The sequence below is a fragment of the Pseudomonas sp. NPDC087814 genome (assembly GCF_044742865.1).
Lineage (GTDB): Bacteria > Pseudomonadota > Gammaproteobacteria > Pseudomonadales > Pseudomonadaceae > Aquipseudomonas.
Map to the genome: position 1 here is coordinate 106410 of NZ_JBIUVK010000006.1, position 16100 is coordinate 122509.

13 protein-coding genes and 1 pseudogene are annotated in these 16100 nt (G+C 61.7%); 8 read left to right on the plus strand and 6 right to left on the minus strand.

Going from position 1 to position 16100, the window contains the following annotated elements:
* Positions 1 to 95 precede the first annotated feature (95 nt).
* Complete coding sequence (locus tag ACIOMR_RS07585; protein ID WP_010167533.1) at positions 96 to 983, minus strand: 3-keto-5-aminohexanoate cleavage protein; 888 nt, start codon at positions 981 to 983, stop codon at positions 96 to 98.
* Positions 984 to 1070: 87 nt separating this feature from the next.
* The gene (locus ACIOMR_RS07590) at positions 1071 to 2015 is read right to left on the minus strand and encodes a choline ABC transporter substrate-binding protein (protein WP_008430636.1); all 945 of its coding nucleotides are present in this window, start codon (positions 2013 to 2015) and stop codon (positions 1071 to 1073) included.
* 193 nt (positions 2016 to 2208) lie between these two features.
* On the opposite strand from ACIOMR_RS07590, the gene ACIOMR_RS07595 reads away from it, so the two are divergent.
* On the plus strand, positions 2209 to 3153 hold the full coding sequence (locus ACIOMR_RS07595) for a GlxA family transcriptional regulator (protein WP_003216927.1): 945 nt from the start codon (positions 2209 to 2211) through the stop codon (positions 3151 to 3153).
* A 138-nt stretch (positions 3154 to 3291) separates the two neighbouring features.
* On the opposite strand, the gene ACIOMR_RS07600 is transcribed toward ACIOMR_RS07595, so the two are convergent.
* Together ACIOMR_RS07600 and ACIOMR_RS07605 are read right to left on the minus strand one after the other, a co-directional pair.
* Positions 3292 to 3708 carry a DUF3010 family protein gene (locus tag ACIOMR_RS07600; protein ID WP_401193210.1) on the minus strand — a complete coding sequence of 139 codons (417 nt, stop codon included), beginning with the start codon at positions 3706 to 3708 and terminating at the stop codon, positions 3292 to 3294.
* A gap of 42 nt (positions 3709 to 3750) precedes the next feature.
* Positions 3751 to 4152, minus strand: coding sequence for a lysozyme inhibitor LprI family protein (locus tag ACIOMR_RS07605; protein ID WP_003216930.1), 402 nt, complete (start codon positions 4150 to 4152; stop codon positions 3751 to 3753).
* A 219-nt stretch (positions 4153 to 4371) separates the two neighbouring features.
* On the opposite strand from ACIOMR_RS07605, the gene ACIOMR_RS07610 reads away from it, so the two are divergent.
* The 6 genes from ACIOMR_RS07610 to ACIOMR_RS07635 all read left to right on the plus strand — a co-directional run bounded on the left by ACIOMR_RS07610 (position 4372) and on the right by ACIOMR_RS07635 (position 12132).
* Positions 4372 to 5349: a dipeptidase gene (locus tag ACIOMR_RS07610; protein ID WP_003216932.1), complete on the plus strand. Its 978-nt coding sequence runs from the start codon at positions 4372 to 4374 to the stop codon at positions 5347 to 5349.
* A gap of 76 nt (positions 5350 to 5425) precedes the next feature.
* Positions 5426 to 5956 carry a DUF5943 domain-containing protein gene (locus ACIOMR_RS07615; RefSeq protein WP_008430647.1) on the plus strand — a complete coding sequence of 177 codons (531 nt, stop codon included), beginning with the start codon at positions 5426 to 5428 and terminating at the stop codon, positions 5954 to 5956.
* Between the two features lie 15 nt (positions 5957 to 5971).
* A complete protein-coding gene (gene dgcA, locus ACIOMR_RS07620; protein ID WP_003216936.1) occupies positions 5972 to 8032 on the plus strand; it encodes a dimethylglycine demethylation protein DgcA in 2061 nt (686 codons plus the stop codon).
* Between the two features lie 158 nt (positions 8033 to 8190).
* Positions 8191 to 10131, plus strand: a complete 1941-nt coding sequence (gene dgcB, locus ACIOMR_RS07625; protein WP_401193214.1) for a dimethylglycine demethylation protein DgcB — start codon at positions 8191 to 8193, stop codon at positions 10129 to 10131.
* Positions 10131 to 11351: an electron transfer flavoprotein subunit alpha/FixB family protein gene (locus ACIOMR_RS07630; RefSeq protein ID WP_008430652.1), complete on the plus strand. Its 1221-nt coding sequence runs from the start codon at positions 10131 to 10133 to the stop codon at positions 11349 to 11351. Before dgcB ends, ACIOMR_RS07630 begins: the two co-directional genes overlap by 1 nt.
* Before the next feature lie 10 nt (positions 11352 to 11361).
* The gene (locus ACIOMR_RS07635; protein ID WP_102370063.1) at positions 11362 to 12132 is read left to right on the plus strand and encodes an electron transfer flavoprotein subunit beta; all 771 of its coding nucleotides are present in this window, start codon (positions 11362 to 11364) and stop codon (positions 12130 to 12132) included.
* Between the two features lie 801 nt (positions 12133 to 12933).
* On the opposite strand, the gene gbcA is transcribed toward ACIOMR_RS07635, so the two are convergent.
* Positions 12934 to 14229 carry a glycine-betaine demethylase subunit GbcA gene (gene gbcA / locus ACIOMR_RS07640; RefSeq protein WP_003216945.1) on the minus strand — a complete coding sequence of 432 codons (1296 nt, stop codon included), beginning with the start codon at positions 14227 to 14229 and terminating at the stop codon, positions 12934 to 12936.
* A 280-nt stretch (positions 14230 to 14509) separates the two neighbouring features.
* On the opposite strand from gbcA, the gene gbcB reads away from it, so the two are divergent.
* A complete protein-coding gene (gene gbcB / locus ACIOMR_RS07645; RefSeq protein WP_003216947.1) occupies positions 14510 to 15610 on the plus strand; it encodes a glycine-betaine demethylase subunit GbcB in 1101 nt (366 codons plus the stop codon).
* Positions 15611 to 15933: 323 nt separating this feature from the next.
* Here gbcB and ACIOMR_RS07650 read toward each other — a convergent pair.
* Positions 15934 to 16008 (minus strand): annotated as a pseudogene (locus ACIOMR_RS07650) (transposase); the annotation flags it as partial.
* Between the last annotated feature and the right edge of the window lie 92 nt (positions 16009 to 16100).

The window sequence follows — 16100 nt, forward strand, 5'->3', positions numbered from 1 at the left end:
GTCAGTTGATGCATTCGGTGGCTGATCCACCGCATTCGCGAGCAAGCCCGCTCCCACATTTGATTCGGTTCCTGCAGGGCGTCGTGCGGTGTGTCTTAGCCGCGCTTGGTCAGGCCCATCTTCACGCGGCCTTCGGCCGGGGTCATGACCCGCGCACCCAGGCGGCTGAGGATCTCGCTGGCGCGTTCCACCAACTGGCCGTTGGTCGCCAGCACGCCCTTGTCCAGCCACAGGTTGTCTTCCAGGCCGACTCGCACATTGCCGCCCAGCAGCACCGCTTGCGCCGCCATCGGCATCTGCATGCGACCAATCCCGAAGCCGGCCCACACCGCGTCAGCCGGCAGGTTGTCGACCATGGCTTTCATGGTGGTGGTGTCGGCCGGCGCGCCCCACGGGATGCCCAGGCACAGCTGGAACAACGGGTTGTCGAGCAAGCCTTCCTTGATCATCTGCTTGGCGAACCACAGGTGACCGGTGTCGAAAATCTCCAGCTCGGCTTTAACGCCCAGCTCTTGAATACGCTTGGCGCCAGCCCGCAGCTGGGCCGGGGTGGAGACGTAAATGGTGTCGCCATCGCCGAAGTTCAGGGTGCCGCAATCGAGGGTGCAGATTTCCGGCAGCAGCTCTTCCACGTGGGCCAGGCGGGTCAGCGGGCCCACCAGGTCGGTGTTGGGCCCGAACTCCATGGGGTTCTCGCCGCCACCGATTTCCAGGTCGCCACCCATGCCGGCGGTGAGGTTGACGATGATGTCGACGTCCGCCTCGCGGATGCGCTCCATCACTTCGCGGTACAGCGCCACGTCGCGGCTGAACTTGCCGGTTTGGGGGTCACGTACGTGGCAATGCACCACGGTGGCACCGGCCTTGGCTGCTTCCACCGCCGCGGCAGCGATTTGTTTCGGAGTGACCGGCACGTGAGGGCTTCTGGCGGTCGTGTCGCCAGCACCGGTGAGTGCGCAGGTGATGATGACGTCGTGGTTCATGAGGCAGGTTCCTTACAGGCGTGATTTTCAGGCGTAGTCATACCGTTCGCAGCCAGGAGTGGCTGCGAAACGGTGATTCAAGACAGGTTATTTGCTGGTCAATTGCAGGTTGGCTGCGGCGGGTTTGCCGTCGAAGGTGGTCACGCCTTCCAGCCAGCGCTGCTGGTCTTGCGGGTGATCCTTGAGCCATTGCCTGGCCGACTCGAAAGCGTCCTTGTGATCCAGCAGCGGCTGCATCATTCGGCTCTCGTCGGCGGCGGTGAAGGTCAGGTTGCTCAGCAACTTGTGCACGTTGGGGCATTGCTCGGCGTAGGTCGGCGAGGTGACGGACCACACGGTGGCCATGCCTTCGTTCGGGCCCAGCGCGTCATCACTGCCGGTGAGGTAAGTCATCGCCACGTTGACGTTCATCGGGTGCGGCGCCCAGCCGAAGAACACCACGGCCTCCTTGCGGCGCACGGCGCGGTCGACGGCGGCGAGCATGCCGGCCTCGCTGGATTCCACCAGTTGGAACTTGCCCAGGCCAAACTGATTCTTGGCGATCATCGCCTTGATCTGGGTGTTGGCGCCCGAGCCCGGTTCAATGCCGTAGATCTTGCCGCCCAGTTCTTTTTCAAACCTGGCGATGTCGGCGAAGGTCTTCAGGCCCTTGTCGGCCAGGTAAGTCGGCACCGCCAGGGTCGCGCGGGCGTCTTCCAGGGACGGCTTGTCGAGCACCTTGACCTGCTTGGCCTCGACAAACGGGGTGATGGTCTGGGTCATCAGCGGGTTCCAGTAGCCCAGGAACATGTCCAGGCGCTGGTCGCGAATCCCGGCAAAGATGATTTGCTGGGACGCGCTGGTCTGTTTGGTCTTGTAGCCGAGGCCGTCGAGCAACACTTGAGTCATGGCACTGGTGGCGATTACGTCGGTCCAGTTCACCACGCCCATGCGCACGTTCTGGCAAGAAGCCGCATCGGCTGCCATGACGTTGGTGCTCAAAATGGCGCTGGCGCTGAGTGCGAGCACGCAGCGGCTGATCAGTCGGTTCATGGTGGTTCCCTCGGCAGGTTGTTATTGTGGGTTCCGGCGTCTTTGTGCACCGTGCAGCCAAGTTACGCAGCTTGGTCCCCGACAAAACGCACGGCGGCGACCAGCTCTTGCACTGCAGCGACCTGCCCCCTTGAATGACCGATTGAACTGGCGTATCACAGTGACCACGCTGTCCGTCCTACGAGAGCGCTCCATGTCCCAGGATTTCTACTTTCTGCTGATGCCGGGCTTCTCCGCCATCGGCTTTATCTCCGCGATCGAACCTTTACGTGTCGCCAATCGTTTTCGCGGCGAGCTGTACCGCTGGCACGTCTTGAGCGCCGACGGCGGCGCGGTGCTGGCGAGCAATGGCATGTCGGTCAACGCCGACGCCGCACTGGAACCGCTGAAGAAAGGCTCGACCTTACTGGTGGTGGCCGGCTTCGAACCGCTGAAGTTCGCCACGCCCGCACTGGAACACTGGCTGCGTCGCCTTGACCACGACGGCGTGACCCTGGGCGCCATCGACACTGGCGCCTGCGTACTCGCCGAAGCCGGCCTGCTCGACGGCCACCGCCTGACCCTGCACTGGGAAGCCATCGACGCCTTCAAGGAATCTTATCCACAGCTGACGGTAACCCAGGAGCTGTTCGAGATCGACCGCCGGCGCATCACCTCGGCGGGCGGCACCGCGTCCATCGACCTGATGCTCGACCTGATCAGCCAGGCTCACGGGCCAGAGTTGGCGATCCAGGTGTCCGAGCAATTCGTGCTCGGCCGCATCCGCCCGCGCAAAGACCACCAACGCATGCAGATCGCCACGCGCTACGGCATCAACAACAAGAAGTTGGTGCAGGTGATTGGGGAGATGGAACAGCACACGGAACCGCCGTTGAGCACACTGGCGCTGGCGGAGGCGATCAAGGTCACGCGGCGGCAGTTGGAGCGCTTGTTTCGGCTGCACCTGAACGACACACCGAGCAACTTCTACCTGGGTTTGCGCCTGGAAAAGGCTCGGCAGTTGTTGCGCCAGAGCGACCTGAGCGTGCTGGAGGTGAGCATCGCCTGCGGGTTTGAGTCGCCGTCGTATTTCACCCGCAGCTACCGGGCAAGGTTTGCCAAGTGCCCAAGGGAAGATCGGCGCCGGGAAGCGGTATGAACACCGCTCTTGAGAACAACACAGATCAAATGTGGGAGCGGGCTTGCTCGCGAATGCGGTGGATCAGTCGTTACATGTATTGACTGACACACCGCATTCGCGAGCAAGCCCGCTCCCACAGGGGATGTGCGATGTAGCTTATTTCTTCAGCAGGGCTGAACACGCGGCTTTGAAGGCCTCATGCTGATACTTGTTCAGCGTCGCCGGCAGGGCAAAGTCATGTTTCTTGTTCTGCGCATTGATGGTCTGCGGCGACAGCAGCGTCACTTCAACGCCATCCAGCAACTGAAACACACCTTCAATCTTGAACGTAGTCGGGCCACCGGCGAATTCGCCTTTCTTGCTGCGCTTCTTGATGGCGATGCGGCTGATGCCGTTTTCCCGCACAAACGCGCTGACCTGAGCGGCGAAGGCCTTGACGTTGGCCGCCTCATCATCGTCTTCAAGGGCGATTTTCTTGGTGGCCAGGGCTGCATGGCTCAATGCCTGACCGTCGAGAGAGGCGACAGCAATAATGGCTTCGCTGCCTTTGATTTCGATGCCGCAGATTGTCATGAATAGCCTTGGTTCTGAGTAAAGAGTGGAGGGGATTGTCGCTTATTCCTGCCCAATCGACTCCAAAAACTCCGACCGTTCATCACTCATCCGCGCCAGACAATCATTCTGCTGGATCGCATATGCCTTGCTTCCCGCCACTGCCGGAAAGGTATCTACGGCGCAATCCGCATCACGTAACTTTTCCCATTTCTGCTGGGCATCCTTCAGACGAGCGGTAATGTCCGCCAGCTGCGTCTTGTTGCTGCCATAGGTCGAACCCATGCGTTCCAGCAAGCCCTGGTAGTTATCCTTGAGCAGTTGTTCGGCGGTGGTTTTGTTGTAGGTGGCGCATTCCAGGGTTTGCTTGTCGTTCTCGATGCCATCGCAGGGCGTGCTGTCGGTGTCTTCAGCGGCGTGTACGCCGGTTGCGATGAGTGCCAAAGCCAGGAAAATCGATTTCATTGCGCCGTCTCATATCAGTTGATGAGCAAATTCTGGCTCAAGCGTAAGACAAAGAACAGACACCCGTCAGAGATGTCATGTTGGCCTTTGTCGCGGATTGACGCTTTCGGCAATTCCCTTGTCGTTTTTGCACCCGGCTCCTTCTGCCCCGGGGCATATGCTGGCCCCAAAGCGCCGGCAGACGATTCGGCGCATGAATCGCCAATAAGGGGACGCCTGATGAGCCCAGCCGAATTGCACGCCGACAGCATCGTTATCGACGGGCTGATCATTGCCAAGTGGAACCGCGACCTGTTCGAAGACATGCGCAAGGGTGGCCTCACCGCTGCCAACTGCACCGTGTCGGTATGGGAAGGGTTCCAGGCCACCATTAACAACATCGTGGCCAGCCAGACCCTGATTCGCGAAAACAGCGACCTGGTGATCCCGGTGAAAACCACCGCCGATATCCGTCGCGCCAAGGAACAGGGCAAGACCGGCATCATCTTCGGCTTCCAGAACGCCCACGCGTTTGAAGACCAGCTCGGCTATGTCGAGATCTTCAAGCAGCTCGGGGTTGGCGTGGTGCAGATGTGCTACAACACCCAGAACCTGGTGGGCACCGGCTGCTATGAGCGCGATGGCGGCCTGTCGGGCTTCGGTCGCGAGGTCGTCGCCGAGATGAACCGCGTCGGCATCATGTGCGACTTGTCCCACGTGGGCTCCAAGACTTCCGAAGAAGTCATCCTCGAATCGAAAAAGCCGGTGTGCTACTCCCACTGCCTGCCTTCAGGCCTCAAAGAGCACCCGCGCAACAAGTCCGATGAAGAGCTGAAGTTCATCGCCGACCACGGTGGCTTTGTCGGCGTGACCATGTTCGCGCCGTTCCTGGCCAAGGGCATCGACTCGACCATCGACGACTACGCCGAAGCCATCGAATACACCATGAACATCGTGGGCGAAGACGCCATCGGCATCGGCACCGACTTCACCCAGGGCCATGGCCAGGATTTCTTCGAAATGCTGACCCACGACAAGGGCTACGCCCGCCGCCTGACCAGCTTCGGCAAGATCATCAACCCGCTGGGCATCCGCACCGTGGGCGAGTTCCCGAACCTCACCGAGACCCTGCTCAAGCGCGGCCATCCCGAGCGCGTGGTGCGCAAGATCATGGGCGAAAACTGGGTCAACGTCCTGAAGGACGTCTGGGGCGAATAAGCCACCACTCACGCCTCTTTTCCCCCAACCTTATGCGTCGGGGGCTTACCAAAGCATTTTCCGGAGTTAAGTTTCCATGGCCAAGATCGCCCCTCAATTGCCTATCGAAGTCGACAGCGAAACCGGTGTCTGGACCTCCGACGCCCTGCCGATGCTGTACGTGCCGCGCCATTTCTTCGTCAACAATCACATGGGGATCGAAGAAGTCCTGGGCAGCGAGGCCTACGCCGAGATCCTCTACAAGGCCGGCTACAAATCCGCCTGGCACTGGTGTGAAAAAGAAGCTGAATGCCACGGCCTGGAAGGCGTCGCAGTGTTCGAGCACTACATGAAGCGCCTGTCGCAGCGCGGCTGGGGCCTGTTCAAGATCCAGGACATCGACCTCGACAAAGGCACGGCCAGCGTCAAGCTCGAGCACTCGGCATTCGTCTACGTGTACGGCAAGGTCGGGCGCAAGGTCGACTACATGTTCACCGGCTGGTTTGCCGGCGCGATGGACCAGATTCTCGAAGCCCGCGGCAGCAAGATCCGCACCGTTGCGGAACAGGTATACGGCGGCTCCGAAGAGGGCCACGACGACGGCCTGTTCACCGTCAAGCCGTTGTAAGTCGAGGACCCTGCCATGGCTTTCGAAGCAATGTTTGCGCCGATCCAGATCGGCAAACTGACCATCCGCAACCGCGTGCTCAGTACCGCCCACGCTGAGGTGTATGCCACCGACGGCGGCATGACCACCGACCGCTATGTGAAGTACTACGAAGAGAAAGCCAAGGGCGGGATCGGCCTGGCGATCTGCGGCGGTTCTTCCAGTGTCGCCATCGACAGCCCGCAAGGCTGGTGGAAGTCGGTGAACCTGGCGGATGACCGGATCATCCCGCACTTCCAGAACCTGGCCGACGCCATGCACAAGCATGGCGCCAAGATCATGATCCAGATTACCCACATGGGCCGTCGCTCGCGCTGGGACGGCGAGCATTGGCCCACGCTGCTGTCGCCTTCGGGCATCCGCGAGCCGGTGCACCGCGCCACCTGCAAGACCATCGAGCCTGAAGAAATCTGGCGGGTGATCGGCAACTACGCTACCGCTGCGGCACGGGCCAAGGCCGGTGGCCTGGACGGTGTGGAACTGTCGGCAGTGCACCAGCACATGATCGACCAGTTCTGGAGCCCTCGGGTCAACAAACGTACTGACGAATGGGGCGGCAGCTTCGAAAACCGCATGCGTTTCGGCCTTGAGGTGTTGAAGGCGGTACGCAAGGAAGTCGGCCCGGATTTCTGCGTCGGCATCCGTTTGTGCGGCGACGAATTCCATCCGGACGGCCTGTCCCACGAGGACATGAAACAGATCGCCAAGTACTACGACGACACCGGCATGCTCGACTTCATCGGCGTTGTCGGCTCGGGGTGCGACACCCACAACACCCTGGCCAACGTTATCCCGAACATGAGTTATCCACCGGAGCCGTTCCTGCACCTGGCGGCCGGCATCAAGGAAGTGGTCAAGGCCCCGGTGCTGCACGCGCAGAACATCAAGGACCCGAACCAGGCCACGCGCATCCTGGAAGGCGGCTACGTGGACATGGTCGGCATGACCCGCGCCCACATCGCCGACCCGCACCTGATCGCCAAGATCAAGATGGGCCAGATCGACCAGATCAAACAGTGCGTCGGCGCCAACTACTGCATCGACCGCCAGTACCAGGGCCTGGATGTGCTGTGCATCCAGAACGCCGCCACTTCCCGTGAATACATGGGCGTGCCGCACATCATCGAGAAATCCACCGGGCCAAAACGCAAAGTCGTGGTGGTGGGTGCCGGCCCGGCCGGGATGGAAGCGGCGCGGGTGGCTGCCGAACGTGGCCACGACGTGACGCTGTTCGAGAAGAAAGAATTTATCGGCGGGCAAATCACCACTGCATCGAAAGCCCCGCAGCGTGACCAGATTGCCGGGATCACCCGCTGGTTCCAGCTGGAACTGGCGCGCCTGAACGTCGACCTGCGCCTGGGCGTGGCGGCGGACGCGGCGACCATCCTTGACCTGCGCCCGGACGTGGTGGTGCTGGCGGTGGGCGGTCATCCGTTCCTGGAGCAAAACGAACACTGGGGCGCGGCTGAAGGCCTGGTGGTCAGCAGCTGGGACGTGCTCGACGGCAAGGTGGCGCCGGGCAAGAACGTGCTGGTGTACGACACCATCTGCGAGTTCACCGGCATGTCGGTGGCCGACTTCCTCGCGGACAAGGGCAGCCAGGTCGAGATCGTCACCGACGACATCAAGCCGGGCGTGGCCGTGGGCGGTACGTCGTTCCCGACGTACTACCGCAGCATGTACCCCAAGGAAGTGATCATGACCGGCGACATGATGCTGGAAAAGGTCTACCGCGAAGGCGACAAGCTGGTGGCGGTGCTGGAGAACGAATACACCGGGGCCAGGGAAGAGCGGGTGGTGGACCAGGTGGTGGTCGAGAACGGCGTGCGTCCGGACGAAGAGCTCTACTACGGGCTCAAGGCAGGCTCGCGCAACAAGGGCCAGATGGACATCGAGGCCCTGTTCGCGATCAAGCCGCAGCCGTGCCTGAGCGAGCCGGGCGAGGGGTACTTGCTGTTCCGCATTGGTGACTGCGTGGCCCAGCGTAATACCCACGCGGCCATCTATGACGCCCTGCGCCTGTGCAAGGATTTCTGACGAGGTGTACTCGGTCAAATGTGGGAGCGGGCTTGCTCGCGAAAGCGGTGTGTCAGCCACTGGATGCATCGACTGACACGCTGCCTTCGCGAGCAAGCCCGCTCCCACATTTCGGGCCAGTTTCACAGTAGACCTGTGTGGTCTTCGGGAGCTTCACCATGTTGAACACCCTTCTTCCCATCCTGCTCTTCGCCGCCCTGGGCCTTGCCGTCCTCGGCGCGCTGCGCCGGGTGAACATGTGGCGCCGCGGCCGGTCCTCCAAGGTCGACTTGCTCGGCGGCCTGTTGGCCATGCCCAAGCGCTACATGGTCGACCTGCACCATGTGGTCGCCCGCGACAAATACATCGCCAACACCCACGTCGCCACCGCCCTGGGCTTTGTGCTCTCGGCGCTGCTGGCGATCCTGGTGCACGGTTTCGGCCTGCATAACCGCATCCTCGGCTACGCCTTGCTGTTGGCTTCGGTGCTGATGTTTGTCGGCGCCACCTTCGTCTACCTGCGCCGTCGCAACCCGCCTGCACGCCTGTCGAAAGGCCCGTGGATGCGCCTGCCGAAAAGCCTGATGGCGTTCTCGGTGAGCTTCTTCCTGGTGACCTTGCCGGTGGCCGGGATTCTGCCGGCGGACTTCGGCGGCTGGCTGCTCGCCGCGCTGCTGAGCCTGGGCGTGCTGTGGGGCGTGTCGGAAATGTTCTTCGGCATGACCTGGGGCGGCCCGATGAAACACGCCTTCGCCGGTGCCCTGCACCTGGCCTGGCACCGCCGCGCCGAACGCTTCGGCGGCGGCCGTTCCACCGGGTTGAAACCCCTGGACCTCGCCGATAAAAGCGCGCCCCTGGGCGTGGAAAAACCGGTGGATTTCACCTGGAACCAACTGCTCGGCTTCGACGCCTGCGTGCAGTGCGGCAAGTGCGAAGCCGCGTGCCCGGCGTTCGCCGCCGGCCAGCCACTGAACCCAAAAAAACTTATCCAGGACATGGTCGTCGGCCTGGCCGGTGGCACCGACGCCAAGTTCGCCGGCAGCCCGTATCCGGGCAAAGCCATCGGCGAACACGCCGGCAACCCGCACCAGCCAATCGTCAATGGTCTGGTGGATGCGGAAACCCTGTGGTCCTGCACCACCTGCCGCGCCTGCGTGGAAGAGTGCCCGATGATGATCGAGCACGTGGACGCCATCGTCGACATGCGCCGCCACCTCACCCTGGAAAAAGGCGCGACCCCGAACAAGGGCGCCGAAGTCCTGGAAAACCTGATCGCCACCGACAACCCGGGCGGCTTCGCACCGGGCGGGCGGATGAACTGGGCGGCGGATTTGAACCTGCCCTTGCTCAGCGACAGGAAAACCGTCGAGGTGCTCTTTTGGGTTGGCGACGGCGCGTTCGACATGCGCAACCAGCGCACCCTGCGCTCGTTCGTCAAAGTGCTGAAAGCCGCCAAGGTCGACTTCGCCGTACTGGGCCTTGAGGAGCGCGACAGCGGCGACGTGGCCCGGCGCCTGGGCGATGAAGCCACTTTCCAGCTGCTGGCCGCACGCAATATCCAGACCCTGGCCAAATACAGCTTCAAGCGCATCGTCACCTGCGACCCCCACAGTTTCCACGTGCTGAAAAACGAATACGGCGCCTTCGGCGGCAACTACCTGGTGCAGCACCACAGCACCTACATGGCCGAACTGATCGACGCCGGCGCCCTGAACCTGGGCCAGCACAAAGGCAACAGCGTGACCTATCACGACCCGTGCTACCTGGGCCGCTACAACGGTGAGTACGAAGCACCGCGCCAAGTGCTGAGGGCGCTGGGGATCGAGGTCAAGGAAATGCAGCGCTCCGGTTTCCGCTCGCGCTGCTGCGGCGGCGGTGGCGGGGCGCCGATCACCGATATTCCCGGCAAGCAGCGGATTCCCGACATGCGCATGGAAGACATCCGCGAGACCGGCGCCGAACTGGTGGCCGTGGGTTGTCCACAGTGCACGGCGATGCTGGAAGGCGTGGTCGAACCGCGTCCCTTGATCAAGGACATTGCCGAACTGGTAGCTGACGCGTTGCTTGAAGATGCGGCACCGGCCAAGGCGCCGAAACGCGAACCTGCGGAGGTGCATTGATGAGCGACATTATCCGCCGCGACCCACGGGCCGAATGGATCGCCCGTAACCGCCTGCACCCGCTGCACGCGGCGATGCAGCCGGTGCAACACAGCTGGATGGGGCCCAATGGGGTCATCCGCAAGAACGTGCACGGTGTCGGTTTTATCGGCCCCAACGGCATCAAGCGTATTGACCGCAGCGGCGCCCAGCAGGGCGGCGCGGCCAAGCGTACGGCAGCGGTGGAAGTGCAGTTGCCGCTGCATCAGGTACCGGCGCCCGCTTTCTACATCAACGTGGTGCCGGACATGGTCGGCGGCCGCCTGAGCAGCCACGACCGCGACTTGCTGGGCCTGGCCCGGCAACTGGCCGGCGACGACGGTGCGGTATTGGCCGTGGTGTTCGGCGAACACAAGGAAAACGCCTTCGCCACTGCCGGTGTGGATCGGCTGCTGGTGTTGGACGGGCATGAATTCGACGGTTATTCACCGGAGCAACGGGTTCACGGCCTGCGGGCTGTGGATAACCAGTTCAACCCGCGCCACTGGTTGCTGCCGGACAGCCGCAGCGGCGGTGGTGAATTGGGCCGGCGCTTTGCCGCGAGCCTCAAGGAGCGCCCGGCCACGCGGGTCTGGCAGATCAAGGGCCAGGAATGTATTGGCCGTGCAGGCGCGGGTCAGGAGGATCTTGCCCGCCCACTGCCACGGATGATCCTGGCTGCGGCGGAGTGCGCCGATCCCGTCAGCGAAACCCGTCACGAAGTGCTGCCGGTGGAGTTATCCACAAGCCTGGCCCGCAGCCTTGCGCGTATCGAAGATTTGGGTGCGGTGGCCGTGGACCCGGCGGCGATTCCCATGGCCGAAGCCGAATTTATTTTCTCCGGTGGCAACGGGGTCAAGGACTGGGCGCTGTTCCACCAGACTGCTGCCGCGTTGGGCGCCACCGAAGGTGCTTCGCGGGTGGCGGTGGACGACGGCTTCATGGCGCGCGATCGCCAGGTCGGCGCCAGCGGTACCTGGGTCACCGCGCGGGTTTACGTGGCGGTGGGGATTTCCGGGGCGATCCAGCACCTGCAAGGCATTGGTGCCTGCGACAAGGTGGTGGCGATCAACCTCGACCCGGGCTGCGACATGATCAAGCGTGCCGACCTGTCGGTGATCGGCGAAAGCGCCGCGATACTGCAAGCCTTGATCGTTGCGGTCGAGGCCTACCGCCACGGCGCCAAGCGCGATGCGGCTTAAGGAAATGGCCATGACGACGAATGTAATCAGCCTGGTGTCCATCGGTGCACACCCGACTTCCGGGCGTCCACGCCGGGCCGAGCAAGACGCGCGCGCAGTGGAACTGGGCCTGCAACTGGCAGGGGATAACCTGCAAGTGCTGCACGCCGGCGACATCGGCGAACCCACCCTGCGCGCTTACCTGGGCATGGGCTTGCCGCAGTTGCACGTGCTTGAACAACCGGCCGGGGCAGACGCCTTGCCGGTGCTCGGCGACTATCTGCGGGACGCGGGCGCCCAAGTGGTGCTCACCGGCAGCCAGGCGGAAACCGGCGAAGGCTCGGGCATGTTGCCGTTCTTGCTGGCCGAGCAACTGGGTTGGCCGTTGATTGTCGGCCTGGCCCAGGTGGAATCCATCGAAGGCGGCGTGGCCCATGTGCTGCAGGCCTTGCCTCGCGGCCAACGGCGGCGGCTGAAGGTGCGCCTGCCGTTTATGGCCACGGTGGATAACGCGGCGCCCAAGCCACGGCAAAGCGCCTACGGCCCGGCGCAACGCGGTGAGCTGACGGCCCATGACGTCGAGGTGTTGGAGGATGAGTTATTCACAGGCGCTGTATTGCAGCCGGCCAAGCCTCGGCCCAAGCGCCTCAAGGTGATCAAGGCCAAAAGCGGTGCCGACCGGATGAAGGCTGCAACGGCCAAGGCCAGCGGCGGCGGTGGGCAGGTGCTCAAGGGCGTGAGTCCGGAGGCGGGCGCTGAAGCCATTCTTAAATTGCTTATAGAAGAAGGTGTAGTGCGCTGATCCACTGTGGGAGCGGGCTTGCTCGCGAAGGCGGTGTGTCAGATAACTCATGTACCGACTGATCCGCCGCTTTCGCGAGCAAGCCCGCTCCCACACTGGTTTGCGGCGATTGTGGCTTTACCCACAATCCCTGTTAACCCACCTGTGGATAACCTGTTCGCGGCTGTCCACACCCCATGCAAATCAAGCCCTGCAGCTCGCTGTACGAAAAACAACCAACCTAACTGACGGTTTTTCCTTGGGTTTTTCTGTGGATAAGGAAAATGCCCTGCGCAGACTTGCCCCCAAAGTCTGTTGGTGCTTCTGTGGATAAGATGTTCGCTATCCGCTGTAGGCCATATAAAGCGTGGCTTACAGTGCGTTGATTAAAATGTAACCAATATCGCTATTCCGGCTGGGTTTTGCTTTCAAAGCCGCGATTTTCCTCGGTTTAAGCCGGTTTTCCACAGATGGTCCAAAGTTGCCCCCAAAGTCTGTTGGCGCTTCTGTGGATAAGGTGTTTGCGTTCCTCTGTAGCCCATGCAGGACGTGGCTTTCAGGCTTTAGGTCAAAAAATGATCAATGTGGGATAAAACCGGTACCTTTGAATAAGTCACGGATTTTCTTGGTTTTATTTCGACGGGAAAGCGCAGTTGCCCACAATTGCTGTGGGTGGCTTTGTGGATAAGTTGTTGGGCAATGGCTGGAAGTAAGGCGGGCAGCGGTCTGTCACGGTGTTGGATGAATTTTGTACAGTCACAAACCAGTGTGGGGGCCGGGCAAGCCCGGCTCCCACATTTTGATCGGCGGCGTGTCAGCCGGTTACTCGTGTACGGCGACGCCTTTCAGATACGGCGCTGGCGCCGCCCCCAGGTTGCTCAGCATCCGCTCGCTGTACCAGTCCACAAAGTTCACCACACCAAACTCATAGGTCTTGGAGTACGGGCCTGGCTGATACGCGGTGGAGTTGATGCCGCGCTGGTTCTCTTCGGCCAGGCGACGGTCCTGGTCGTTGGTGGCGTCCCACACTTTGCGCATGCGCTCGACGTCGTAGTCCACACCCTCCACGGCGTCCTTGTGCACGATCCACTTGGTGGTGACCATGGTTTCCTGGGCACTGATCGGCCACACGGTGAACACAATGATGTGGTCGCCCATGCAGTGGTTCCACGAGTGAGGCAGGTGCAGGATGCGCATCGAGCCCAGGTCCGGGTTCTTGATACGGCCCATCAGCTTGTTGCAGCCTTGCTTGCCGTCGAGGGTCATCGACACGGTGCCCTTGAGCAGCGGCATGCGCACGATGCGGTTACGCAGGCCGAAGCTGGCGTGGGCGTAAGGGATCTTTTCGGCATCCCAGGCGGCGGCGGAGGCGGCTACGTGGTCCTTGAAGGCCTGGTCGGCCCGCGGGTCGGTGACGTCGTCCCATTCAAGCAGGGTTTTCAACAGTTCCGGGTGCGACGCGTTGCAGTGGTAGCACTCGCGGTTGTTTTCCAGCACCAGCTTCCAGTTGGCTTTTTCAAACAAGGTGGTCTGGATTGCCACCTTGGTGTTCTCCATGTCGTAGGGTTCCATGTAGTGGCTCAAGGTCGACAGGAAGTCGTCGATGGCCGGCGGGTTCTCCGACAGGCTGATAAAGATGTAGCCACCGGCGGTCTTCACATTCACCGGCTTGAGGCCGTATTGCTTCATGTCGAAGTCGGCGCCCATTTCGGTACCGGCGAACAGCAGGCGGCCGTCCAGTTCATAGGTCCACTGGTGGTAATGGCACACCAGCTTGGCGACCTTGCCCTTGTCGCTGGTGCACAGGCGCGAACCGCGGTGGCGACACACGTTATGGAATGCGTGCACTACACCGTCGGCGCCACGGATCACGATGATCGGGTTCTTGCCCACTTGCAGGGTGATGTAGTTGCCCTTGGCGGGGATCTCGCAGGTCATGCCGGCGATCAACCACTCTTTCTGGAAAATTTCCTGCATGTCGATATCGAACAGCCGTTCATCAGAGTAAAACGGCTGCGGCAGCGAAAAGGTCCGCTCGCGTTCTTGCAGCATTTGCGCAGTGGCCTTGCGTGCGGGTTCCAGCGGATCGCCCAAGCTTAAGGTTGCGGTGACGTCCATCGTGTGTGTCCTCATGGCCATTCTGTGTGGCCGGCGAATAGTGGCTAGGTTTTGCAGCAAGGCGTAAAGAAAGCGTCTTTGTTGGGAGCGAGTGTGGGCCCCACAACGGCCAGAACCTTATCCATGAACGACATGGCCCACTCTGTTCCCGACGCGCAACCCCCGTGGTATGGGGGCTGGTCGCGATAAGTATGTGAATGTCGCAGATAGGTAAATGGGTGATTCGCGCGTTACGCAGAATCGCCACCATAAGGCCGATCACACGGCTATGGAGAACAGCATGTCCAACAGCTTCCTGAACCCGGTAACAACCCAGACCTGGGCCAATGGTCGGCACATCGTCCGTTGCGTCAAAGTCATCCAGGAAACCTGGGACGTGCGCACCTTCTGCTTTATGGCCGACCAGCCGATCCTGTTCTTTTTCAAGCCCGGGCAGTTCGTCACCCTGGAGCTGGAAATCGACGGCCAGCCGATCATGCGTTCGTACACTATTTCCAGTTCGCCGTCGGTGCCTTACAGCTTTTCGGTGACCATCAAGCGCGTGCCGGGCGGCAAGGTGTCCAACTGGTTGCATGACACGCTGCACGAAGGCCAGGAGCTGGCGGTGCACGGGCCGGTGGGGCTGTTCAATGCCATCGACTTCCCGAGCCCGAAAGTGCTGTACCTCAGTGGTGGTGTCGGTATTACCCCGGTGATGTCCATGGCGCGCTGGTTCTACGACACCAACGCCAACGTCGACATGACGTTTATCCACAGCGCCCGCTCGCCGAAGGACATCATTTACCACCGCGAGCTGGAGCATATGGCGTCGCGGATTGATAACTTCAGCCTGCACCTGATTTGCGAGAAACACGGCCTGGGTGAGCCCTGGGCCGGTTATCGCGGTTACCTGAACCACAAGATGCTCGAACTGATGGTGCCGGACTTCCTGGAGCGGGAAGTCTTCTGCTGCGGCCCGACGCCTTACATGAACGCGGTAAAGCGCCTGCTGGAAGCCGCCGGCTTCGACATGGCGCGTTATCACGAAGAATCCTTCGGCGCGACGCCACCGGAAGCCCGGGCCGACGCGGTGGAGCAAGCCGAACAAGCGGCGGATGCGCCGGAAATCGACCTGGCGGACCTGCATCAGGTGGAATTCATTGCCTCTGGCAAGAGCATCCGCGTGGCACCGGGCGAGACCGTTCACGCAGCGGCGGCCAAGCTTGGCCTGCTGATTCCGAAAGCTTGCGGCATGGGGATCTGTGGGACGTGCAAGGTGCTGAAGCTGGGCGGGGAGGTCGAGATGGACCACAACGGCGGGATCACCGAGGAAGACGAAGCCGAGGGTTACATCCTGTCGTGCTGCAGCGTGCCGAAGGGTGATGTGCGCATCGAGTTCTAATGATCGTTCCCACGCTCCGCGTGGGAACGCCTCCTTGGACGCTCCGCGTCCCGTCCCGCTGTGTGACGCGGAGCGTCACGGGCTGCATTCCCACGCAGAGCGTGGGAACGATCAGGCCCTGCGCTGAATCTCGATCAGGCCGTCCGGTCCTGCATAGTTACGGACGTTGGAATACCGCCAGCTCGGCCAAGTCCACACAACCCCGCTTCACAGGAATCGATCGTTCCCACGCTCCGCGTGGGAATGCCTCCTTGGACGCTCTGCGTCCCGCTGTGTGACGCGGAGCGTCACGGGCTGCATTCCCACGCAGAGCGTGGGAACGATCAGGCCCAGCGTTGAATTTCAATCAGGCTATCCTGTCCCGCATAGTTGCGGGCGCTGGAATACCGCCAGTGCTCGGCCAAGTCCACACAACCCCGCTTCACAGGAATCGATCGTTCCCACGCTCCGCGTGGGAATGCCTCCTTGGACGCTCTGCGTCCCGCTGTGT

Coding starts and splice junctions, on each gene's coding strand:
- dgcB (WP_401193214.1), top strand. CDS start 8,191: ATGTTGAACACCCTTCTTCCCATCCTGCTCTTCGCCGCCCTGGGCCTT.
- ACIOMR_RS07635 (WP_102370063.1), top strand. CDS start 11,362: ATGACGACGAATGTAATCAGCCTGGTGTCCATCGGTGCACACCCGACT.
- ACIOMR_RS07590 (WP_008430636.1), bottom strand. CDS start 2,015: ATGAACCGACTGATCAGCCGCTGCGTGCTCGCACTCAGCGCCAGCGCC.
- ACIOMR_RS07615 (WP_008430647.1), top strand. CDS start 5,426: ATGGCCAAGATCGCCCCTCAATTGCCTATCGAAGTCGACAGCGAAACC.
- ACIOMR_RS07595 (WP_003216927.1), top strand. CDS start 2,209: ATGTCCCAGGATTTCTACTTTCTGCTGATGCCGGGCTTCTCCGCCATC.
- ACIOMR_RS07600 (WP_401193210.1), bottom strand. CDS start 3,708: ATGACAATCTGCGGCATCGAAATCAAAGGCAGCGAAGCCATTATTGCT.
- gbcB (WP_003216947.1), top strand. CDS start 14,510: ATGTCCAACAGCTTCCTGAACCCGGTAACAACCCAGACCTGGGCCAAT.
- ACIOMR_RS07610 (WP_003216932.1), top strand. CDS start 4,372: ATGAGCCCAGCCGAATTGCACGCCGACAGCATCGTTATCGACGGGCTG.
- ACIOMR_RS07605 (WP_003216930.1), bottom strand. CDS start 4,152: ATGAAATCGATTTTCCTGGCTTTGGCACTCATCGCAACCGGCGTACAC.
- dgcA (WP_003216936.1), top strand. CDS start 5,972: ATGGCTTTCGAAGCAATGTTTGCGCCGATCCAGATCGGCAAACTGACC.
- ACIOMR_RS07585 (WP_010167533.1), bottom strand. CDS start 983: ATGAACCACGACGTCATCATCACCTGCGCACTCACCGGTGCTGGCGAC.
- gbcA (WP_003216945.1), bottom strand. CDS start 14,229: ATGGACGTCACCGCAACCTTAAGCTTGGGCGATCCGCTGGAACCCGCA.
- ACIOMR_RS07630 (WP_008430652.1), top strand. CDS start 10,131: ATGAGCGACATTATCCGCCGCGACCCACGGGCCGAATGGATCGCCCGT.